General features: G+C 50.8%; 21 protein-coding genes, 1 tRNA gene and 1 pseudogene. 22 read left to right on the forward strand and 1 reads right to left on the reverse strand.

Going from position 1 to position 21105, the window contains the following annotated elements; all coding sequences use genetic code 11:
* Positions 1-159: 159 nt before the first annotated feature.
* From GQY55_RS29820 to GQY55_RS29850, 7 genes are all read left to right on the forward strand, one after another.
* Positions 160-1062 carry a hypothetical protein gene (locus tag GQY55_RS29820; RefSeq protein ID WP_160045555.1) on the forward strand — a complete coding sequence of 301 codons (903 nt, stop codon included), beginning with the start codon at positions 160-162 and terminating at the stop codon, positions 1060-1062.
* Between the two features lies 1 nt (position 1063).
* Entirely contained in the window at positions 1064-1348 is a 285-nt protein-coding gene (locus GQY55_RS29825) for an AbrB/MazE/SpoVT family DNA-binding domain-containing protein (RefSeq protein WP_160045556.1), read from the forward strand.
* Between the two features lie 28 nt (positions 1349-1376).
* Positions 1377-1778 carry a hypothetical protein gene (locus GQY55_RS29830; RefSeq protein WP_160045557.1) on the forward strand — a complete coding sequence of 134 codons (402 nt, stop codon included), beginning with the start codon at positions 1377-1379 and terminating at the stop codon, positions 1776-1778.
* Complete coding sequence (locus tag GQY55_RS29835) at positions 1775-2965, forward strand: DUF2800 domain-containing protein (protein WP_160045558.1); 1191 nt, start codon at positions 1775-1777, stop codon at positions 2963-2965. Before GQY55_RS29830 ends, GQY55_RS29835 begins: the two co-directional genes overlap by 4 nt.
* Before the next feature lie 95 nt (positions 2966-3060).
* On the forward strand, positions 3061-3660 hold the full coding sequence (locus GQY55_RS29840) for a DUF2815 family protein (RefSeq protein ID WP_160045581.1): 600 nt from the start codon (positions 3061-3063) through the stop codon (positions 3658-3660).
* A gap of 80 nt (positions 3661-3740) precedes the next feature.
* Positions 3741-4013 carry a MazG-like family protein gene (locus GQY55_RS29845; RefSeq protein ID WP_160045559.1) on the forward strand — a complete coding sequence of 91 codons (273 nt, stop codon included), beginning with the start codon at positions 3741-3743 and terminating at the stop codon, positions 4011-4013.
* Positions 4010-5950: a DNA polymerase gene (locus GQY55_RS29850; RefSeq protein WP_160045560.1), complete on the forward strand. Its 1941-nt coding sequence runs from the start codon at positions 4010-4012 to the stop codon at positions 5948-5950. The genes GQY55_RS29845 and GQY55_RS29850 overlap by 4 nt, the downstream gene beginning before the upstream one ends.
* Positions 5951-5959: 9 nt before the next feature.
* On the opposite strand, the gene GQY55_RS29855 is transcribed toward GQY55_RS29850, so the two are convergent.
* Positions 5960-6814: an RNA helicase gene (locus GQY55_RS29855; RefSeq protein ID WP_160045561.1), complete on the reverse strand. Its 855-nt coding sequence runs from the start codon at positions 6812-6814 to the stop codon at positions 5960-5962.
* 104 nt (positions 6815-6918) lie between these two features.
* On the opposite strand from GQY55_RS29855, the gene GQY55_RS29860 reads away from it, so the two are divergent.
* The 15 genes and pseudogenes from GQY55_RS29860 (at position 6919) to GQY55_RS29930 (ending at position 21100) form a co-directional block, all read left to right on the forward strand.
* Positions 6919-9267 (forward strand): virulence-associated E family protein, encoded by a 2349-nt coding sequence (locus tag GQY55_RS29860; protein WP_160045562.1) that lies wholly within the window; start codon positions 6919-6921, stop codon positions 9265-9267.
* A gap of 290 nt (positions 9268-9557) precedes the next feature.
* Positions 9558-9839: a VRR-NUC domain-containing protein gene (locus GQY55_RS29865; RefSeq protein ID WP_160045563.1), complete on the forward strand. Its 282-nt coding sequence runs from the start codon at positions 9558-9560 to the stop codon at positions 9837-9839.
* Entirely contained in the window at positions 9836-10264 is a 429-nt protein-coding gene (locus tag GQY55_RS29870) for an HNH endonuclease (RefSeq protein WP_201452273.1), read from the forward strand. The genes GQY55_RS29865 and GQY55_RS29870 overlap by 4 nt, the downstream gene beginning before the upstream one ends.
* Positions 10261-11638, forward strand: a pseudogene (locus GQY55_RS29875) (SNF2-related protein). Before GQY55_RS29870 ends, GQY55_RS29875 begins: the two are co-directional and overlap by 4 nt.
* A gap of 114 nt (positions 11639-11752) precedes the next feature.
* Positions 11753-12370, forward strand: a complete 618-nt coding sequence (locus GQY55_RS29880; protein ID WP_160045565.1) for an ECF-type sigma factor — start codon at positions 11753-11755, stop codon at positions 12368-12370.
* A 325-nt stretch (positions 12371-12695) separates the two neighbouring features.
* A tRNA-Pro gene (locus tag GQY55_RS29885) sits at positions 12696-12767 on the forward strand.
* Between the two features lie 155 nt (positions 12768-12922).
* A complete protein-coding gene (locus GQY55_RS29890; protein ID WP_160045566.1) occupies positions 12923-13579 on the forward strand; it encodes a hypothetical protein in 657 nt (218 codons plus the stop codon).
* A gap of 58 nt (positions 13580-13637) precedes the next feature.
* Positions 13638-14360 (forward strand): phage terminase small subunit, encoded by a 723-nt coding sequence (gene terS / locus GQY55_RS29895; RefSeq protein ID WP_160045567.1) that lies wholly within the window; start codon positions 13638-13640, stop codon positions 14358-14360.
* Positions 14353-15672 (forward strand): PBSX family phage terminase large subunit, encoded by a 1320-nt coding sequence (locus GQY55_RS29900; protein WP_160045568.1) that lies wholly within the window; start codon positions 14353-14355, stop codon positions 15670-15672. Before terS ends, GQY55_RS29900 begins: the two co-directional genes overlap by 8 nt.
* A gap of 2 nt (positions 15673-15674) precedes the next feature.
* Positions 15675-17183 (forward strand): capsid protein, encoded by a 1509-nt coding sequence (locus GQY55_RS29905; RefSeq protein ID WP_160045569.1) that lies wholly within the window; start codon positions 15675-15677, stop codon positions 17181-17183.
* On the forward strand, positions 17183-18850 hold the full coding sequence (locus GQY55_RS29910; RefSeq protein WP_160045570.1) for a phage minor capsid protein: 1668 nt from the start codon (positions 17183-17185) through the stop codon (positions 18848-18850). Before GQY55_RS29905 ends, GQY55_RS29910 begins: the two co-directional genes overlap by 1 nt.
* Positions 18851-18856: 6 nt before the next feature.
* Positions 18857-19060: a hypothetical protein gene (locus GQY55_RS29915; protein ID WP_160045571.1), complete on the forward strand. Its 204-nt coding sequence runs from the start codon at positions 18857-18859 to the stop codon at positions 19058-19060.
* A gap of 241 nt (positions 19061-19301) precedes the next feature.
* Positions 19302-19862 carry a phage scaffolding protein gene (locus GQY55_RS29920; protein WP_160045572.1) on the forward strand — a complete coding sequence of 187 codons (561 nt, stop codon included), beginning with the start codon at positions 19302-19304 and terminating at the stop codon, positions 19860-19862.
* Positions 19863-19880: 18 nt separating this feature from the next.
* Positions 19881-20756: a capsid protein gene (locus tag GQY55_RS29925; RefSeq protein ID WP_160045573.1), complete on the forward strand. Its 876-nt coding sequence runs from the start codon at positions 19881-19883 to the stop codon at positions 20754-20756.
* Between the two features lie 35 nt (positions 20757-20791).
* Positions 20792-21100 carry a hypothetical protein gene (locus tag GQY55_RS29930; protein WP_160045574.1) on the forward strand — a complete coding sequence of 103 codons (309 nt, stop codon included), beginning with the start codon at positions 20792-20794 and terminating at the stop codon, positions 21098-21100.
* The last annotated feature ends 5 nt before the right edge of the window (positions 21101-21105 follow it).

A 21105-nucleotide genomic window follows, 5' to 3' on the forward strand; every position in this document is an offset into this window, starting at 1 on the left:
GATCCGGACGTACTACCGGCGGCACTGGATTGGCTGAATGGGGAAATCGAGAGGATCGAAAACGAAAAACAGCTTCTCGCGGGGTAGGAGCCCGGGAAGCTGCAAACTTAAAACAAATATGTTCAAGGCCAGTGTAACATTGGCCGGAAGGGGAAAGCAATGAAAATCTGTTATAGGGAGATCAATTTTCGGCCCGAAAGCCTACGACTGATTGAAAAAGTCAACGGCATTATCGATGAATATCAGCAAATGGGTTATTCGTTAACGCTTCGCCAGGTCTACTATCAGCTTGTCGCCCGAGATGTGATTCCGAACAGCGAAAGAAGTTACAAGAATCTCGGCAACCTGATATCCGATGGCCGCATGGCCGGCATGATCGATTGGTCCGCAATTGAGGATCGGACCCGAAACCTTAAGAAAAATAGCCACTGGTCTTCCCCTGGCTCCATCATCTATTCTGCCGCCAGATCATTTGCTTATGATAAATGGGAGGATCAGGACAATTACGTCGAGGTATGGGTAGAGAAGGACGCTTTGGTCGGTATTGTCGGGCAAGTTTGTGCAGAGCTGGACATCCCATATTTCTCTTGCCGTGGTTACGTGAGCCAGTCCGAAATGTGGTCAGCAGCTCAGAGGTTAGAAGATATGGCCGGGAATAAGGAGATCCACATACTGCATTTAGGCGACCATGACCCGAGCGGTAAAGACATGAGCCGAGATATCTGTGATCGGCTAGAACTGTTTGGCGTAATGGTGGAATTTGAACGGATAGCCCTTAACTATGACCAGATTGAAGAATACGCACCGCCGCCAAACCCTACAAAGTTATCCGACAGCCGAGCTTCGGGCTACATTTCCGAATTTGGTTATGAGTGTTGGGAGCTTGATGCACTCCGTCCGGATGTCATTGACGCACTTATTCGAGATAAAGTGACGGATCTTTGTGATCTGGAACTACTGCAAGCAGCAAGGGACCGGGAGGAACGTTCCCGCGAAACCCTGAACACCGTTGCACGAAACTGGTCAAAAATTGAATCAGAGTATGGGGGAGGCTTGATCTAATATGAAAGCTACCGGAATAGTTCGACGCATCGATGACCTTGGTCGTGTTGTAATACCGAAAGAACTTCGTAACACCTTGGGAATCAAGGAAGGGGATCCGCTTGAGTTCTTCATGGATGGCGATCGCGTCGTTCTTAAAAAGTACGAACCTGGTTGCTATCTATGCGGAAATGTCGAAAGCGAACTTCAGGTACTTTACGATCGCCCTATTTGCTTGAACTGTATTACAGTAATCGGCCAGCATGCGGACAAGATCAAAGAATCCCTGTCACCTGCTACCAAATAACCAATTTTTCCAATAGGAGGACTTATACATGCCAGTACAAATTACGATTAACGGCGAAAACGCCACTCAAGCAATTGAGGAATTTGCTACACTGTCCGCCGCGTTCTCCGGGCAAGTTGTGGCCACTCCGATGGTTGAGGAGCCCAAAACGCGTCAGCGGAAGTCATCCGCAACGAAGAAGGAGGACCCAGAAGTTAAGCAGCAGGACGAAGAAGAAGAGGGAAAGGATGCTGGAGGTTCCGATTTGACGGAAGATGGCGAAATCCCAAGTGTTGTCGACCTCCGGGCCAAGGCTCAAGAGGTCGGAAAGTCCCCGGAAGGGAAGAAGGCCGTCAAAGCCTTGCTTAACAAGTTCAACAGTCCTTCCATTTCCGACGTTCCTGAAGACACACGGGTCGCCTTTATGGCAGAACTGGAGAAATTGCTATGACGCAGCCGGCGCATGCTGAACGGGCCCATGCCCTTCTCGGTGCATCAAAGGCAAGTCAGTGGATTAACTGCCCGCCGAGCGCCCGGGCGCAGGAGAATATTCCGGATAAACGGAGTGAGTATGCCGATGAGGGGACGGGGGCGCATGAGCTGTCTGAGCTGATTCTTCGTCGGCGGCTGACGCCTTGTAATTCGGCAGAGCGTAAGAGGCTGGATAAAGCCATTTCTGACTTCAAGGCAGGTAACCAGTATTACGGGCCGGAGATGGAGGACGCTGTGGCTGCCTATGTAGAGGTGGTCGAGGAGCGTTTCATGGCTGCAAAGGCACGGTCCGCCGATGCCGTCATTCTTCTGGAAGAGCGGTTGGACTTTACGGAGTGGGTTCCGGACGGCTACGGTACCGGCGACGTCGTGCTGATCTCGGACGGAGTGCTTGAGATTATCGATCTCAAGTACGGTAAGGGCGTCCCGGTAAGCGCGATCGGAAACCCGCAGCTCCGTCTGTACGGCCTTGGTGCCTGGTCAAATTGGAATTATCTTTACTCGATCAACGAAGTGATTATGACGATTGTGCAGCCTCGTCTCGACAGCGTCAGCACGGATACATTGCCACTGGGCGAGCTCATTGAGTGGGCCGAAACTGTCGTGAAGCCGGCGGCGGCCCTGGCGGATGCCGGGGAGGGCGAATTCAAAGCCGGGGACCATTGCCGCTGGTGCAAGGTGAAAGGAAGCTGCCGTGCACGGGCAGACGAAAACATGAAAGCGCTGGAGCATGAGTTCAGGGATCCGGCGCTTATGTCGCCCGAGGAGATCGGATCAATCCTTTTTGTCGCCGAGCAGCTGCAGACATGGGCGAAGGATGTTCAGGATTATGCCTTTGAGCAGGCGAAGACCGGTAACAAAATACCGCACTGGAAGTTAGTGGAGGGACGGAGCAACCGCAAGATTACCGATGAGAATGAAGCTGGTCGGCGTCTCGGTAGCGCCGGGGTTACGAAGTTTCTCCGGATGAGCCTTCTTCCACTCGGAGAGCTGGAGAAAATCGTCGGTAAGAAGGAACTGGCCACACTTCTGGAAGGCCTGATCGTGAAGCCCCCGGGCAAGCCGGTTTTGGTACCAGAAACAGATAAGCGGCCGGAGCTAAACAGCGTTGAGCAGGACTTTGCAAATGCAGAATTCGAGGTGTAGTCATGGGCGAAATCGCTGATTATCATGTGGACCGGATGACTTCCGGCGCATGGTCGGTAGGAAAAATTAATTCAAATAAAAGGAGAAATGAATACATGGCAATCGATAACCAAGCAACCAAAGTAATCACGGGAAAGGTACGTCTCTCTTACACACACGTTTTCGAACCGCAATCCATTGACGGCGGAGATGAAAAGTACAGCACGGCGATCTTGATTCCAAAATCAGATAAGGAGACGCTCCGTAAAATCAAAGCTGCCGTCGATGCCGCCAAGGAACTCGGCAAAAGCAAATGGGGCGGCAAGATCCCGGCGAACTGCAAGACTCCACTAAGGGACGGGGACGAGGAACGTCCAGACGATGAGGCATATGCCGGTCACTATTTCCTTAATGCAACGAGCAAGAACAAGCCGGGGATTGCGAAGCCGATCGGCAAAGACCCTTCTACCGGAAAAACGAAATTCCAAGAAATTACGGACACTACGGAAGTTTACTCCGGTTGCTACGCAAAGGTCAGCTTGAACTTTTATCCGTTCGATGCGAAGGGGAACCGTGGCGTTGCTGCGGGGCTGAATAACATCGTCAAGGTACAAGACGGTGACTTCCTGGGTGGCCGCAGCAGCCTGAACGATGATTTTGCTGAAGAAGATTTCGATACCGACGACTTTGAAGATGACGATGATTTCTTGAACTAATTTCCTTTACAGCTCAGAGGGGTTTCCGCATGGGGCCCCTTTTCTTTACCTCAAAACTTTGAGAATTGGAGGAAATGTAAATGAATCCATGGGAGAGTGTGGTTAAGGAACGTCAGCGTCAGGAGGAAAAATGGGGACAGCAGGATCACGAACCGATGACGTGGATGGGGATTCTTGGTGAGGAATTCGGTGAGCTTTGCCAGGCAGTAAACGAAACTCATTTTGATAACGGGCCTGAAGCACGGAAAAAGGGTGGCTATCAAAATATGCGAGAAGAGGCCGTGCAGGTAGCTGCGGTGGCAATTTCTTTCATTGAGGCCTTAGATCGGAGATATGGCGGGCGGAAAGAATGACGCTTCTCCAAATAGACCTTGAAACCTTTAGCAGTGTGGACATCAAGAAATCAGGCGTTTATCCATACGTCGAGGCGCCAGACTTCGAAATCCTTTTATTCGGTTTCGCATTTGATGAAGACCCGGTGACGGTTATCGACCTTATGGATTTTGAGGCAATCCCCAAAGACGTAATCAAAGCCTTGAAAATGGACGTTATCAAAACAGCTTTCAATGCTAATTTTGAACGAACGGCGCTGGCAAAGTATTTGCGCTGTCCAATGCCGCCTGAGCTATGGCGTTGTTCCAGCGTTCATGCCTTGACTATGGGCTTGCCCGGGGATCTCGACGGAGCGGCCAAGGTGCTCAAGGTAGAACAGCAGAAGGACAGTGCAGGTAAAGCTCTAATCAAATATTTCTCCGTTCCGTGTAAGCCAACAAAAGCAAACGGTGGCCGGACTCGGAATCTGCCATACCACGACCCGGAGAAATGGCAGCAATATAAAGAATACAACCGTCAGGACGTGGAGGCTGAACGGGCGGTTCGTAAGAAACTTGAGAAATACCAAATATCTGAATTTGAGCAGCAGCTGTGGACGCTGGATCAAAAGATCAACGATAACGGGATCCGGATCCTCCCTGAGCTGGCGGATCGGGCTATCGAATGCGACAACGCCTTTAAGGAACGGACCATCCAGGAGGCGAAGGAGCTCACCGGACTGGATAACCCGAATAGTCCGCCGCAGCTGAAAGCCTGGCTCGAAGAAGAGGAAGGCTTTCAGATCGATGGACTGACGAAAGATACGATTCCGGTCCTGATCGAGGAGGTCAAGAGCGATCGGGCACGGGAAGTGCTGAAGCTCCGGCAGCAGCTGGCGAAAACATCAGTCAAAAAGTACGAAGCCATGAAGCGTGCCCGTTGCCAGGACGACCGGGTCCGTGGCCTCCTGCAGTTCTACGGGGCGAACCGGACAGGGCGCTGGGCAGGACGCCTGGTGCAGGTGCAGAATCTGCCACAGAACAAACTGAATGATCTGGAGCTTGCGCGGGATCTGCTTTTGGCTGGAGATTACGAGTTTCTGGAAATGCTGTTCGGCCCGCCACCTTTCGTCTTATCTCAATTGATCCGGACGGCGTTCATCCCTTCCGAAGGATGCCGTTTCATCGTGGCCGATTTCTCCGCGATCGAGGCCCGGGTGATTGCCTGGCTTGCCGGAGAGAAGTGGCGCCTGAATGTATTCGCGACCCACGGCAAGATATACGAAGCCTCTGCGGCTCAAATGTTTCATCTTTCCTTGGATGAGATCACAAAGGAGCTGCGACAGAAAGGAAAAATCGCGGAATTGGCGCTAGGTTACGGTGGCAGCGTCGGAGCCCTGGAGGCGATGGGTGCCCTTAAAATGGGCCTGTCCGAAGAGGAGCTACCGTCACTTGTAAAGACTTGGCGAGCTGCAAACCCAAAGATTACACAGCTGTGGTGGGATGTAGACCGGGCGGCTATGACGGCCGTTAAAGAACGAAGACCTGTGAAGCTGCAGTATGGTTTGATTTTCACCTGTGAGGACGGCTATCTGTTCATTCGACTACCGTCCGGTCGCCGCCTATCTTACGTTAACCCACGGATCGTGGACGGGAAGTTTGATAAGCCGGCACTGGTGTATGACGGCGTGGACCAAACCAAGAAGACTTGGGGCAAGATTGACACTTACGGTCCAAAGCTAGTCGAGAACATCGTCCAGGCGATCAGCCGGGATTGTTTGGCGGTCAGCATGCTGCGCCTGGACGCTGCCGGATTTCAAACTAGAATGCACGTCCATGATGAGGTGATTGTTGATGAGCCCCAAGAACGTGACTCCATGGATGAGATTACCACGATCATGGGGCAACCGATCGATTGGGCGCCAGGGTTGCTGTTGCGGGCAGATGCCTATGAAACTGATTTTTACAAAAAAGACTAATGTCATTCATCATTCTCTGTACTCTAAATTATTATCATCTACAATTCCGTCAACGATGCGCTCAACCCTATCCTTACTAACAGCAATACCTTGTTTCGATAGATCTGTGTGGACAAAGTCAACCAAATCATTCAGAGCTATTGGGGGTAGGGGATTTTTCCCATGAGTTAACGCGTAACTGTCCATGAAAGATTTTAATGATTTAGTTACAAGCTTGTTCAAATTGTTTGAATTTGATTGATTATTAGCTGGTAACTTGAACTTGGAATTGAGTACCGTTTTAATCATGCTTATATCATTCTGTAAATCGTTTAAAGATTCAATTATTAATTGTTCAGAGGGGACAATAGTTTCGTTTATCTTGGCAACTTTAAAGGTGCCAAAGCTCTTGAGGAATGGGGAATGAGAAGGGTCATTCATTGATTCCTCATAAGTAGCTTTAACCTTTTCGGCAAGCTGTTCCTTAAAATCAACAATGTCTTTATATCTAAGATCTCTCGGATATTGGAGGTGTTCTATAACCCCGGTATCAAACGAATAGCCTGTCTGATCATCCTTAATAATTACTGTTGGTTTATCAAAAGCCAATCGCATGCCTAATTCAAACATAACGTTTGGGTTCTTACAACTGACATCACAAATTACAATGTCCGAGGCATAGAGGCCCTCTACTATGCGTTTGTGAATGAGTCCAGTACTATCCCCTTCGCTTACAATTTTCGAGCTGGTTTGATAATTCGGAATGCTGGCAAGTGATTCTGAGATGATTCTTTTTACATCAAGCCAATGCTCCGCTGAACATCCATCGATTGGCGCAATTGGCATGACAAGTCCAACGGTTAGTAACTTTTTTTCTTCTGTCATAATGACCTCCTAGTTTATAAGGACTAGGAATATTATACCATTACTAGGATATCTCAGAGCATCGATTTTACTAGAACATATTTTTGCAAGATTGAGGTGAAACCATGCAGGAACTGGACATTTCATTCGGCAAGCACCGGGCCGATACGAACTGGAAAACTGAATATTTGACCTGGGAAGAGTTCGTCGATCGGCTGCGGAAGGTCCGGCGTACAGCGGAGACCATGGCCCAATACGATGCCATGAACAATACCGCGCGCGGTAAGGTGAAAGACGGTCCGGCTTTTGTCGGCGGGCTTATCCGCACGGGGCGGCGGAAGAAGGAGAATGTCGACAGCCGGAGCCTGGTCACACTCGATATTGACCGCGGGGATGAGGAATTCTTATTCTCCGCCGAGCTGGTGCTGGGAGGGACGGCGTACGCCGTCTACTCCACGCACAGCCACCGGCCAAAGAAGCCGAAATACCGCCTGATTGTTCCGGCCGACCGGAATATGAGCCCCGACGAATACGCGGCCGTGAGCCGCAAGCTGGCCGAGCAGATCGGTATGCAGTATTTCGATAAAACGACGTTTGACGTCCATCGGTTAATGTATCTCCCAAGCTGCAGCAAGGACGCCGAGCCGGTACTGGAGGTTTATGACGGCGATCCGCTCAGCGTAGACCGGCTGCTTGAAGAATATGACGATTGGCGCGACGTGATGTCGTGGCCACGTCATCCAGAGGCAAAATCGCCGGCGCAGTTGGCCGCAAAGAGGGCACAGGATCCGCGGGAGAAATTCGGCACAATCGGTCTATTCTGCCGAGCGTTTACGATCGAAGAAGGAATCGATAGCTTTTTGTCCGACGTTTATGTCCCCGGATCGATGCCGAACCGATACACATATACCCGGGGGACCAGCGGAAACGGTCTGGAGATTTACCCCGATCAAGACCTTGCTTATTCGCATCAGGACAGCGATCCGGTGGCAGACGGCCGCACTTATAACCTGTTTGACCTTGTCCGGGTCCACAAATTCGGCCATCTCGATGAGCAGGTAAAGGATCATACGCCGGATGCAAAGAAGCCGAGCCATCTGGCTATGGAGCAATGGGCGGCGCAGAGGCCGGAAGTAAAAAAGCTTGCTCTCGCTGAACGGCAGGCAGACTTTGCCGAAATGGCCGATGAATTTGACGACGATGATGAGGATCCGGAGGAAGAAGATTGGGAAACAAAACTCGAGCTGCATCACAAAACCGGGCTGCCGCTGCCGACTGCCGGCAATGTGGAGTTATTTTTAATGCATGGCATCTGGCGGGGCGTTCTGGCTTATGATGCGTTTGGAAACACGGAGGTTATTCGGCGCCCGTTACCTTGGCGGCCGCCGGAGCGTCCTGGTCGGTCATATGAACCATGGCTGGGAGCTGACGACAAGCGGCTGCAGCACTGGTTTGCTAAAGTCCACGGGATCAGCTCTGCCAAGACGATCCAGAACGCATTTACGGAAGTCGTTCACCGTAACACGTTCCATCCGATCAAGGCATATGTCGAAAGCGCACAATGGGACGGTACGCCGCGGGCGGAGCGGTTATTTATTGATTACCTGGGGGCAGCGGACACACATTACGCCCGGCAGGCGACACGGAAAATGCTTCTTGCGGCAATTACTCGGCTATACCGCCCGGGGTGTAAGTTTGACCAGATGCTGGTCCTGGTTGGCCCGCAGGGCGCCGGGAAGAGTTCCTTGCTAGCTAAGCTTGGCCGGGAGTGGTTCTCGGACTCATTGCGGACGTTTGAGAACAAGGAAGCTGGCGAGCATTTGCAAAGTGGGTGGATCTTTGAGATCGGCGAGCTGTCAGCCATGAAAAAGACCGAGGTCGAGGAGGTAAAGGCGTTCTTGTCCAAGACCGAAGACAGATACCGGGTCGCTTATGATCGCCAGGTGTCGGAGTTCCCGCGGAAGTGTGTCTTTTTCGGGACAACCAATACCCGCGATTTCCTTCGAGACGCGACCGGGAACCGCCGCTTTTGGCCGATCGAGGTTTTTCCGGAGCGAGCTGCAAAAAGTCATTGGGACGAGTTAACCGATGACGAGGTAAGCCAAATTTGGGCCGAGGTTTTAAGCTGGTTCAAGGCGGGGGAAACCTTGGAACTTGATCACGAAGCCCGCACAGAGGCAGAGCGCCAACAAGCGGCACATATGGAGAGCGATCCGCGGGAGGGGCTTATTCAAGAATGGCTTGATTCCGAGGAACTCGATGAGTTGGATCGTCCGACAGGGCAGACACGGCAGCGTGTGTGTGCGGCCCAGATATGGACGGAATGCTTGGGTAAGCGAAGAGGCGACATGAAACCGTGGGAAGCCAAGGAGCTTTGCGATATTTTGCGCCGCATCCCAGGCTGGAAAGAACGTAAAGGCCGTGTTCGCGTACCAGGGTATGGGCTTCAAACGGTATTTGATCGAATTGTTTAGTGTATCAGTAGGGTGTATCAGTACCAAAACCCTTACTGATACACTGATACATTTAAAGTATCAATTGTAACAATGACGTATCAGCAAAAATTCAATTACTGATACAGCTTAAACCCTACAATATCAAGGCTTTATGATGTTTGTATCAGTTGTAACAGTAAATTCTAATTAAATAGATAAAAAGTAAATTAACTAGGAATAGTGATAGTGAAATATAAGTTAAACGCGAAAAATCGCAGTACGCGTGCGCGTGATGTGATTCTGTTACACCGCGAGAGGGGGAACTACACATGAGAGAATCTACACTGGAACGACGACTGGTCCGGGAAGTCGAGCGGATCGGCGGTCTTGCCCCAAAGTGGGTCAGCCCCGGTCAACGGGGTGTGCCAGACCGGATTGTACTTCTGCCAGATGGCCAAACGGTTTTTGTCGAGATGAAGGCACCAGGGAAGTCGCTGGCGCCGCTGCAGGAATACTGGAAGAGGAAGCTGCTTAAACTGGGACATCGCCATTACAAACTTGATTCGAATGAGGATATCGACCGGTTCATTAACGAGGTGAGAAGCTGGTGAGAATCGAGAAACGAGGTCGAAAAAAGGTTCTGGTAACAGAGTGCGCTTATTGCGGGACGCCTATAGAGCGACCAGCATATGCAAGAACGCTTGAAGCTTCAAGGCATTTTTGCAATCGAAGCTGTAATTTGAAAAAGATGAACGCAGAGTTAAATCCGACACGGATGACATACGAGACCCGGCTGAAGCTTCGTAAAGCCCGCCTTAATACAGGTAAAGGGAAATCTTACCCAAAGTTGTTTGGTAGGCACATACATCGAGTTATTGCTGAAATCAAGCTTGGTCGTAAGCTGAAACCTGGCGAGGTAGTTCATCATAAAAACGAAAATAAGCGTAATTCTAGTCCGGATAATTTAACTGTGTTTTCATCACAAAGTGAGCATGCTGCATGGCATGCTATGAAGAATAGAGGTGATGCCAAATGAAGTTCATCCCGCACCAATACCAGGAGTATGCAACCCAGCGGATCCTGGATACCCCGTATATAGCTCTACTGCTGGAGATGGGCTTGGGTTAGCAAAACCGTCAGCACGCTAACGGCAATGGATCTTCTGCTAAACGACTACTTTGAGGCAAGTCGTGTGCTAGTGATCGCGCCACTTCGCGTTGCAGAGGATACCTGGGCAAGGGAAATTGAGAAATGGGATCATCTGCAGCACCTTCGGATCAGCAAGGTTTTAGGGAGCGCAGCTGCACGCCGGAAGGCATTGAAAGCTGAAGCCGATATTTACGTTATCAACCGGGAGAACGTGGAATGGCTTGTCAGCGAGTACGGAAGCAAATGGCCTTTTGATACAGTGGTAATCGACGAGCTGAGCAGCTTTAAGAATCCGCAGGCCAAACGTTTCCGGGCACTGCGCCGGATCCGGCCAATGATCAAAAGAGTGGTTGGTCTAACCGGCACGCCAGCCCCGAACAGCCTTATGGATCTTTGGGCGCCGATGTATCTGATCGACCAGGGCGAACGCCTGGGCAAAACCATAACTGGGTTTCGGGACAAATACTTTAATCCTGGCGCCCGAAGTGGACATGTCGTGTACGAGTGGAAAGCCAAGAAGGAAGCCGAGGAACGGGTATACGAGGCGATCAGCGACATTGCCGTCAGCATGAAGGCCGAGGATTGGCTGGAGCTTCCGGAACGGATTGATCGGACAATCCCAGTATCTTTAAACCCAAAAGCCCGGGAGCAATACAAGAAGTTGGAGAAGGAGCTGCTGCTTCCCTTCATGGACGCGGATGTTGTCGCCAGCACGGCTGCTGTGCTGAGCAATAAGCTGCTGCAGATGGCCAGCGGTGCCGTTTATGACGAGGAAAATGGGGTCAAGTTGATCCATGACGCCAAGCTGGATGCCTTGGAGGACGTGATCGAGGCAGCCAACGGCAAGCCGGTCATGGTGTTTTACAACTTCAAGCACAGCTTGTCCCGGATCCAAGAGCGATTCCCGCAAGCGCGAATCCTACGGAAGGGCAAAGACGGGAATGAGGATATTCGGGCTTGGAATAATGACGAGATCCCGCTTCTGCTTCTCCATCCGAAGTCTGCCGGCCATGGCCTCAACCTTCAAGAATCAAGCTGCCGGACAGTGGTATGGTTCGATCAGATATGGAGCCTTGAGGAGGATCAGCAGGCAAACGCGCGGGTTCACCGGCAGGGTGTCCGTCATAATATCATCGTCATACGCCTGGTGGCAGAGGGAACAATGGACGAGGATGCAGTTTCTGCCTTGGAACGTAAGGCAGCCGGGCAGGATGCTTTGATGGAGGCAGTTAAAGCTCGGATTGAAAGGATCAAAGGATGAAGACAATGAGTAAAAATCGTAGGCCATATAATTTACGGTTCAAGGTTTGTGTCGAGTGCCGTAAACGGTATAGATTATCTTATTTTCCTAAACACAAATGTGAGGTGAGAGCTGATGGCAAAAGAAAATGACGAGCAACAGGTAATCGACCAGCTGAGGGGGTACCGGCAAAAGCTGGCCCGTATCAAGGTGCTATCTACGCACAGCGTCGGCGCCGGCATCACAGTCTCGCGCCTGAATGAGGACGATCAGCTGCAAGAGCTGCACCGGCGGCTGCGGGGGCTGCCGAGCTACATGTATCTTTCCCCATACGAGCAGAAGCTGGAGCAAACGGCGCATGCATACTTAGAGCGTTATCCTTCCGGGATCCGGGCGCAGAAGGCGGCCATACCGGTACAGGGCGCAGACGCGGAAGACGGTAAGCTGCTGCGGGAGCTGCGAGGGAAGTTCCAGAAGATCATCGCGGCCCGTGGGTATGAAGTTCGGGATGATATCGACGAGATCCTGGAGAGGTTGGCTGAGCTGCAGGATCTACAGGCAGACATTCAGCGAGTGGACTTCATTCTTGAGAAACTTGAGGATTACAAGCCCTACGCTGCTACGCTGCTGAGATGGATATATGTAGAGGGTATGGGGCTTAAGGAGCTTACAGAAAAACTTGAGCTGTCTGAAAGCACGGTCAGGCGCCGAATCCGAGCAGCTGAACGGGAGTATACAATGCTTGCGCGATAATGACAGTAAATTGACCAAAAATTGACCGGAAAACAACAAACATATGTTCTTGTTTTTAAAGTCAACCCCTGTTAAAATGATAGTGTACCGAAAGTGTATAGAGCCGGCTGCCGATGGTTCCACCGTGCTGTTAGGCGGCCGTCTCTCAATATGATGCCTCCGATCAATATGTAGTTGATATATATTCGATTGGAGGTGGCGTAGGCGGACAAAGGGCCGCCTTATATCAAATCCCCCTACGGGATGGTACTGCGCCGGTTCGATTCCGGCTCACGAACAGAATGGGCATACCATCGGTGGTTCAAATCCACCGGGGGAAAAACTTCCGGATGTAGTGCAGTGGTAGCACACTTGCCTTGGGAGCAAGTGGTCGCAGGTTCGAGTCCTGCCATTCGGATTATCATACTTTTTTTCTCCGTACTTGCCGGTGCCTTTGGGTGCCGGTATTTTTAATGATATTGAATTCTGTATTAATATTAGTATTTTGAGGTTGTAAGGATATTGTTGAAATATGGAAAATAGTTTACTATCTCAGTAGGGGAGGTCCTACTGATGAAAAACTCTAAAATTCAGAATCCACTTACAGTGATAGCTATTTTCGCTGGACTTGCTGAAACAGCGGGAACTGCCGTTCTAATAGGCTTACCACTTGAAATTCAAAAGATATTTGTTTGGTTTGTAATGTTGCTGCCTGTCCTGCTAATTAGTCTATTTTTCTTAGTGCTGGCTTATAGACACGAAGTTTTATATGCTCCTGGCGATTTTTCAAATGAACAGAATTTTGCAAACATTATAAATGCTAAAAACAGTGCATTAAGTGACGTTGTACAAATTGTTGAGGAAACAAAAACAATAGCTGAATCTTTTCCTTCAAACAAACCAGATGAGCAACACTTACAGGAACTTAAGAATAAAATTAACGAGATAGAAAGTAAACTAGAAGATGCAAAGAAGATTAATTCCGAATTAGCCAACGATATGTTTCCATACAGTAAGATATCCCCTACAAATTCGATTCTCAATGTTTTGAAGAGGGCCGGTCCCGTAGGTTTATCAAGTAGTGGAATTAGTTTAAGATCTGGAATTTATCATGAATCGACTCGTCGAGTCCTCTTTGGTTTAAAAGAACAGGGCCTTGTACTTCAAGACGATATCACCGGGGATTACTTTTTAACCGAATACGCAAAAAATCGAAGAAGTGCCGTCTAAGGCACTTTTTTAATTTCCAGCAAAACAAACACATTAGCAGGTGGTGGTGATTTATGTAATGGCTGAGTCCTACGTTTTGGCCGAGCAGGATTACATGGCCGGCATGAAATATAAAGAGATCGCCGAGAAATACGGCGTTTCCCTGAATACCGTAAAGAGCTGGAAACAGCGTTATGGCTGGGACCGGAAAAAGGGTGCACACAAACAAAAGAGTGTGCGCACAAAAAAAGGAGGGGCCCCACCGGGCAACCAGTACGCTAAGGGCAACCGCGGCGGTGCTGCTCCCAAGGGAAATAAAAACGCCGAGAAGCATGGCTTCTTCAGTAAGTACCTGCCGGCGGAATCGCTGGAGATCATGGAGCAGCTGCAAACCCGCTCCCCGCTAGACATCGTTTGGGACAACATCATGATTCAGTACACGGCGATCATCCGGGCCCAGCAAATTATGTACGTCCGGGATCGTGACGACAAAACGGTCGAAAAGATCGAGGAAAAGGACGGCAATGTCATCGGAGAGCGATGGGAAGTGCAGCAGGCTTGGGATAAGCAAGCGAACTTCCTCCAGGCGCAGAGCCGGGCCATGACGACGCTGCAGGGCCTGATCAAGCAGTATGACGAGCTGCTGAAAACGGAGCTGGCAACCGAAGAACAGAAAGCCCGTATCGAAGTGCTTAAAGCCAAGGTGCCTAACAAAGATGGCATCGATCCGAATGCGCAGATCACCGCGCTGGCGGATCTGATCAACAATCCGGCGCCAGCAAGGGTGATTGACGATGATTGAGTATGCGCCATTAACGGCCAAGCAGGCCGATTATATACGCCGCAGCGTGGACTCCTGGCTAAACGTAGCTGAGGGAGGCAAGCGCGCTGGTAAGAACATCATTAACCTGATCGCCTATGCCATGTGTTTGGAGATCCATCCGGACAAGCTGCACCTGGTTGCGGGCGTATCGCTCGCAGCGGCCAAGATGAACGCGATCGACTCGAACGGCTTCGGCCTCCAGCATCTATTTGCGGGGCGCTGCCGAGAAGGCGAGTACAAGAATCGGGATGCGCTATACATTCAGACCAAGACCGGCGAGAAGATCGTCATCATCGCGGGCGGCGGGAAGGCAAACGACGCGGCGCGGATTAAGGGTAATTCTTACGGCACGGTATATATTACCGAGGTCAATGAGTGCCATCAGTCATTCGTCCAAGAGGTATTCGACCGGACGCTGGCATCGAGCAAGCGGCAGCTGTTTTTTGACTTGAACCCCAAGCCGCCGGCGCATTGGTTTTACCGGGATGTACTTGATTACCAGGACGAGCTTAAGGCCCGCGGGGAGAACCCTGGCTATAATTACGAGCATTTCACCCTGTTCGACAACTTGTCCATTCCAAACGATCGCTTGATGGCTGTGCTGCAGACATACGACAAGTCGAGTCTATGGTATCAGGCTGACATCAAAGGAAAGCGGACGGCAGCCACGGGGCGGATTTATACCGGGTACGTAAGCAAAGAGGTTATCGTCACCCGGGACCAAGTAAGAGACAAGCGGTTCCTGGAGTTTTCGATCGGAATCGATATCGGCGGCACGGACGCCACGGTCGCAACGCTGACGGGCTTCACGCTGCAATACAAAGACGTCATTCTGCTTGATGGTTATTACCATAAGCAGGGCAAGGAGAGCGGCTATACACATGACCGATACGCCAAGGAGATCGTCGACAAGATCGAGGAGTGGGGTAAAACGTACCCTGCTTTTTTTGCGTCCGCTCATATCTTTGCGGAGTCGGCCGATAAACTCTTCCGGCAGGCTCTTGCCAACGAACTACGGCGCCGGGGGATCAATATTCCGGTTGTGGCGGCTTACAAGAAAGAGGGCATTGTGGACCGGATCCGGCTGACGAACATCCTGATCAACCAAGGCCGGTATAAGGTTATGCAGCATCTTAAGCCGTGGATCGAAGCACTGGAGAATGCGACCTGGGACGAAGATGAACGCCAGAAAGGCGAATGGGTCCGGACGGATGACGGCAGCTACCCGGTCGACTGCTTGGATAGCAGCGAGTACGCCGTGCAGCCGTTCAAACGAAGACTGGAGGTATAGAAATGGGGTGGTTTAAGAACATGGTCATAAAGATGCTGAGGATTAACCCAGCTCCAGAAAATCAAATCATCACGATCACGGAGCCGTTTTCGTATAGAACGAACGTGCTGCGCAATCGGTTGTGGTATCGTGGGGATCCGTCAGAGCTGGATCAGTTTTATAAGCAATCGGCAATGGATAGTGTTGGCAAGTCCCGCTTTTGGGCGGCTGTACCTTCGGAGGATCTGTCCATTCGCAAGATTCACTCGGGGCTGCCGGCAATGATCGTCGAGCGCCTGGCCGACATTGTAATCGCGGATCTTGACGGCATCGACCTTGGCAATGATCAGCAAACGGAGCTTTGGGGAGAGATCGCCGAGGACAACGACTTTGATGAGCTCTTAGGGGATAGCATCACGGAGGCTCTGGTCACCGGAGACGGGGCGTTCAAAATCACGGTTGATCCGGACGTGACGGAATACCCGATCATCGAGTTTTACAGCGGCGACCAGGTTGATTACAAGCGGGAACGTGGCCGGCTGCAGGAAGTCATTTTCTATACGGATTACCGCTTCAAGGATAAGGACTACCGGCTCGAAGAGACATTCGGCCGCGGGTATATTCGGTGCCGCCTGCTCAACGCTGACGGCAAAGAGGTGCTGCTGTCCACGATTCCGGATACGGCTGAGCTGGCCCCGGAAGTAACGTTTGATGGCGACTTTATTATGGCGCTGCCTCTCATGTTCTTCCGCAGTAAGAAATGGAAGGGCCGCGGCAAATCAATATTCGACAGCAAGGCGGACAGCTTTGACGCTCTCGACGAGGTGATCAGCCAGTGGATCGACGCGATCCGTGCGGGGCGGGTGCAGAAGTATATTCCTGAGGATCTGATTCCGAAGAATCCGAAAAATGGCGTGCCGATGAGGCCGAACCCGTTTGACAACCAGTTTATCAAGATCGGCAGCGTCATGGCAGAGGATGCCAAGGGCCAAATCGATATGGTTCAGCCGCAGATCTTGTATGAGGCGTTTGTCAATTCCTATTCGTCCGCTATCGATATGTGCCTGCAGGGGATCATCAGCCCGGCCACGCTCGGCATCGACCTAAAAAAGACGGACAACGCCGAGGCACAGCGGGAGAAGGAAAAGGCAACGCTGTACACCCGGGGCAAGATCATCGAGCGACTGAATGAAGTTATTCCGGCTTTGGTCGTCACCGTCATGAAGGTGTTTGACACGATGAAGGGTAGAGCAGCCGGCGAATATGAAGCCAGTGTGGCCTTCGGGGAATACGCTTCCCCGTCCTTTGATGCTGTTGTGGAGACGGTCGGTAAGGCTCGGACCTACGGTATCATGTCCGTCGAGCGGGCTGTCGACGAACTATACGGTGATACCTGGACCGATGAGGAGAAAGCCGAGGAGGTTAAGCGCCTAAAAGAAGAACAGGGCATGACGTCCATGGACGAGCCGCAGACTGGTGAAAAGGACCCGCCACCAGGAGAGGATGACGAACCTGCAGGCGGTGATGGCTAATGGCCGATAAGGATCCATACAGCCTCCGCGATATCTTCGAGGAGATGACGCTGAACCTGATTGCCAGCATGAAGCGCAACCTTTCCCGCCACGAGGAAGAGGAGGAGCGGGTCGGCTTTAAGTTTGACCAGTGGCAGCTCGCCAAACTTCGTAACCTAAAATGGTTCCGGAAGAAGAATAAGGAGATCATTGCTGACGCGGGAAAAGCCGCTGATCAGGTAGTTGAAGAGGTTTTGCAGCAGAGCTTCAAATTTGGCGAGGAAGGCGTCGAGATCGTAGCGGAAAAGGCCGTCAAGTTGACAGGCGAGATTGATTTTCCCCCGGATTTTAGAGACATCATCGACCCAACAAAGCCTAAACGGTCGCCAAGATCTCAGCCGGCGAATCCATCTAAACCGATACCGGATATGGATAGGCCGCTTCCTGTGCAGCCCAAGCCTCATAGTGAGCTTCCGAAGGCGCCACCTGATGCAGAATTTTTCGGAATGAATGACAAAAAGCTCAAGGCTCTACAGGAAAGCGTCAAGGGCGATATGAAGAAAGGCGGAGAAGCTGTCCTGCGCAAGATGGACGATGTGTATCGGCAGGTTATTTTCAAAGCTGAGGCGCATATGGCCAGCGGAGCGCTGACACTTGACCAGGCTATCGATAAGGCGACGAAGGATTTCCTAGAGCGTGGGCTGGACGTGATCACCTTTTCGAATGGCCGGCGGATAACGATTCCGGCATATGCCGAAATGGCACTCCGGACGGCTTCGCAGCGGGCGACATTTTTAGGTGAGGGCAAAAAGCGCGACGAGTGGGGCATATACACCGTAGTAATGAGTACACACGCCAATTGCTCGAATCTGTGTCTCCCCTTCCAAGGGACCGTGATGATCGATGACGTATACACGTCCATATCAAAAGAGCAGGCCCAGCAGCTGGCAAAGGAAACCAGTTATACTTTGCTGTCAGAGGCGATGCGAGAAGGCGCATTCCATCCGAATTGCCGGCATACCTTGGCTACGTATTTTCCGGGCATCACGCAACTTCCGGCCCCCGTGAATGAGGAGACAGCCAAGGTGAATTATCGGGCTGAACAACAGCAGCGATACATGGAGCGGATGATCAGGCGATACAAGCGCTTGGAAGTCGGATCGATCGACGAGGCGAACCAGGCTAAGTATGGCGCAAAGGTATTGGAATGGCAGGAGAAGCTTAAGGCTCATCTTGCAGAAAATACGCAGCTCCGACGCGATCGGCGGCGTGAACGGATCGACGGCGAAGTTTCAACGAGCGAACGCAAAGAGCGCTTGAAAAATGCCGAAGTAAATGCCAAGATTGAGGAAATAAGGCAGCACATCCGGTCCGATCAGCAGCCGAAACACCTTCATATGGGCCACCAGGGCAAGCATATCAAAGGGCATAATAATTACATCGAAGGCAAGAGCTATTTGACCATATCCGCGGATGAGGCGCAGGAGCTCGTCAACCGTTATGCCGGTACAGGTGAGATTCGCTTAACTCAACGTGGTGAATGGAATAACAAAGAGATCATCGTAACAGATGAACAATTTGGCGTATATATTGATCAGAATACATCTGAAGAGCTTGTACCAGATGGATTTACGATCCACTATGGCAAAAAGGGAACGCATATTGTTCCGTATCGAAAGCAGAGGTGATGCAATTTGAATTTATGGGAATATGCAGGTAAGCGGGTTCGAGTTGTAACAGACGAAGGCCGAGTGTTCGTAGGCAATTGTACTGATTATACCCAGCCTTTGGACAATGATCCAGAAATCGCGAGTATAGGAATCGTCACAGAGCCTGGCGCAGGGTATGCTTATGAATTGTACGAAAATGAAATCAAAAGCATAGAAGTTATTGAGTAAAGCACTCTCGTATTTGCGGGGGTGCTTTTATTATGCCTGAAAGGATGTGCATCACATGTCTGATGGAGTACTGATTACCTTAATCATTTGTTTTACGTTAGTAATTCTGAGTCTTCTAGGTCGCAAACGTAAATGATTCTCCCATTTGTAAAGCCGTCTTTTTGGTATTGCAGACGTTAAAGATAAAGACATCACCGGACACGACCGGGATAAAAAGTGAAGATGAAAGGATGGACCATATATGACAAAAGAGGAATTTATCGCACTGGGATTGACGGAGGAGCAGGCTACGAAAGCGGCTGCTGCATCTGCAGAGGAATTGAAAGGCTTTATTCCAAAAGCTCGCTTCGATGAGCTCAACGAGGCCAAGAAGAAGGCTGAGAAGGACGTAGCCGATCGAGACAAGCAGATTGAGGAGCTGGGCAAGACAGCCGGCTTGTCGGAGGATCTGAAAAAGCAGATCGAGACGCTGCAGGCTGAGAACAAGACGGCTAAGGAAAAATACGAAGCCGAGCTGAAGGACATCACACTCACCAGCGCGATCAAGTCAGCACTGAATGGCAAGGTCCACGATGAGGCACTTGTGGCCGGCCTGTTTGAAAAGGACAAGCTTGTGATCGATGGAGATAAGATCGTCGGTTTGGATGAGCAGCTGAAGACGCTGCAGGAGTCTAAGGCATTTCTCTTTAAGACGGAGCAACAGCAGCAGCCAGGCTTCAAGGTAGGCGGAGCTGGGGGAGGTACTGGCGGACAAGCCGGGGAAGATCAGCTCGCCGCTATCTTCGGAAACACATCAAAATAAAACAGGAGTGATTAAATTATGGCATTTAACTATGTAGCAAGCTTTTTAACGCAGTTGCAGCAAAAATATGCTCGGGAGCTTACTTCCTCGGCATTGACTACGGATCGAGTAATGTGGACCGGGGCTAAGGAAATTAAAATTCCTCGCCTCGACGTTGCTGGCTATAAGGACCATGCCCGGTCGGGGGGCTGGAATCGTCAGGCGATTTCAAACGATTACGAAACCAAAGTGCTGCAGCACGACCGCGACGTCGAGTTCTTCGTGGACACCATGGACGTGGACGAAACAAACCAGACTCTTTCTGCAGCAAACGTAACGAACCTTTTTGAAACGGAGCAGGCAATTCCTGAGCTTGATAAATACCGCTACTCCAAGTTGTTCGACGAATTCACAACTTATGGGGGAACTGCTCAAACGGAGGCGCTTGATAAATCGAATGTTCTTGAAATGTACGATGAAATGATGGAACGCATGGATGAGGCATCAGTCCCAGAATCCGGACGTCTCTTGTACGCTACGCCTCACGTTATGAAATTGCTGAAAAATGCTGAGGATATTCAGCGGTTCATTGGAGTACAGAGTTTTAACGGGTCCGTCGCTCGTGCTGTTCGTCGTCTGGATGAGGTGGAATTGAAGCCAGTGCCAAGTGATCGACTCAAGACTGTTTATGATTTTACGGATGGCGCAGTCCCAGGGGTGGGGGCGAAGCAGATTAACATGATCTTGGTGCATCCGTCCGCTGTCCTCGCTCCGGTTAAGCACAGTGCAATTTACCTGTGGGAGCCTGGCAGCCATACGCATGGTGATGGATGGCTTTATCAAAACCGTCGCTACGCTGACCTGTTCGTCATTCAGCGTAAAGTCACTGGTGTGCAAATCAACGTCGAGAAATAAGAACGGCTTTAGCCGAAATGGAGGGAGTAGTTTATATGTTATATGCAGTCAAGGGCAACAAACAGCTCAAGATTCAGGAGACGGAGAAAGCCAGCTATTTGAATCTTGGATACGATATCGCCGAAGAGCAGGATGGCAAGCTGGTGCCGCTGGAATCGTCTCTGTCTAAAACTGTACCGTATGCGCAGTATGAAGTTTTGCAACGGGAGAACGCCGAACTGAAAGAAAAACTGGAGGCTGCCGGATCTCAGGAGCAGGTGGAAACCCTGCAGAAGGAAAACAAATCGCTGAAGGAAAAGCTTGCAGAAGCCAATAAAAAGTTGAAAGAAGTCGGCAAGGAATAGGCGGT

This window comes from Paenibacillus sp. USDA918EY (genome assembly GCF_009870825.1).
Lineage (GTDB): Bacteria > Bacillota > Bacilli > Paenibacillales > Paenibacillaceae > Paenibacillus_AQ > Paenibacillus_AQ albilobatus.

Coding starts and splice junctions, on each gene's coding strand:
- GQY55_RS29820 (WP_160045555.1), top strand. CDS start 160: ATGAAAATCTGTTATAGGGAGATCAATTTTCGGCCCGAAAGCCTACGA.
- GQY55_RS29825 (WP_160045556.1), top strand. CDS start 1,064: ATGAAAGCTACCGGAATAGTTCGACGCATCGATGACCTTGGTCGTGTT.
- GQY55_RS29830 (WP_160045557.1), top strand. CDS start 1,377: ATGCCAGTACAAATTACGATTAACGGCGAAAACGCCACTCAAGCAATT.
- GQY55_RS29835 (WP_160045558.1), top strand. CDS start 1,775: ATGACGCAGCCGGCGCATGCTGAACGGGCCCATGCCCTTCTCGGTGCA.
- GQY55_RS29840 (WP_160045581.1), top strand. CDS start 3,061: ATGGCAATCGATAACCAAGCAACCAAAGTAATCACGGGAAAGGTACGT.
- GQY55_RS29845 (WP_160045559.1), top strand. CDS start 3,741: ATGAATCCATGGGAGAGTGTGGTTAAGGAACGTCAGCGTCAGGAGGAA.
- GQY55_RS29850 (WP_160045560.1), top strand. CDS start 4,010: ATGACGCTTCTCCAAATAGACCTTGAAACCTTTAGCAGTGTGGACATC.
- GQY55_RS29855 (WP_160045561.1), bottom strand. CDS start 6,814: ATGACAGAAGAAAAAAAGTTACTAACCGTTGGACTTGTCATGCCAATT.
- GQY55_RS29860 (WP_160045562.1), top strand. CDS start 6,919: ATGCAGGAACTGGACATTTCATTCGGCAAGCACCGGGCCGATACGAAC.
- GQY55_RS29865 (WP_160045563.1), top strand. CDS start 9,558: ATGAGAGAATCTACACTGGAACGACGACTGGTCCGGGAAGTCGAGCGG.
- GQY55_RS29880 (WP_160045565.1), top strand. CDS start 11,753: ATGGCAAAAGAAAATGACGAGCAACAGGTAATCGACCAGCTGAGGGGG.
- GQY55_RS29890 (WP_160045566.1), top strand. CDS start 12,923: ATGAAAAACTCTAAAATTCAGAATCCACTTACAGTGATAGCTATTTTC.
- terS (WP_160045567.1), top strand. CDS start 13,638: ATGGCTGAGTCCTACGTTTTGGCCGAGCAGGATTACATGGCCGGCATG.
- GQY55_RS29900 (WP_160045568.1), top strand. CDS start 14,353: ATGATTGAGTATGCGCCATTAACGGCCAAGCAGGCCGATTATATACGC.
- GQY55_RS29905 (WP_160045569.1), top strand. CDS start 15,675: ATGGGGTGGTTTAAGAACATGGTCATAAAGATGCTGAGGATTAACCCA.
- GQY55_RS29910 (WP_160045570.1), top strand. CDS start 17,183: ATGGCCGATAAGGATCCATACAGCCTCCGCGATATCTTCGAGGAGATG.
- GQY55_RS29920 (WP_160045572.1), top strand. CDS start 19,302: ATGACAAAAGAGGAATTTATCGCACTGGGATTGACGGAGGAGCAGGCT.
- GQY55_RS29925 (WP_160045573.1), top strand. CDS start 19,881: ATGGCATTTAACTATGTAGCAAGCTTTTTAACGCAGTTGCAGCAAAAA.
- GQY55_RS29930 (WP_160045574.1), top strand. CDS start 20,792: ATGTTATATGCAGTCAAGGGCAACAAACAGCTCAAGATTCAGGAGACG.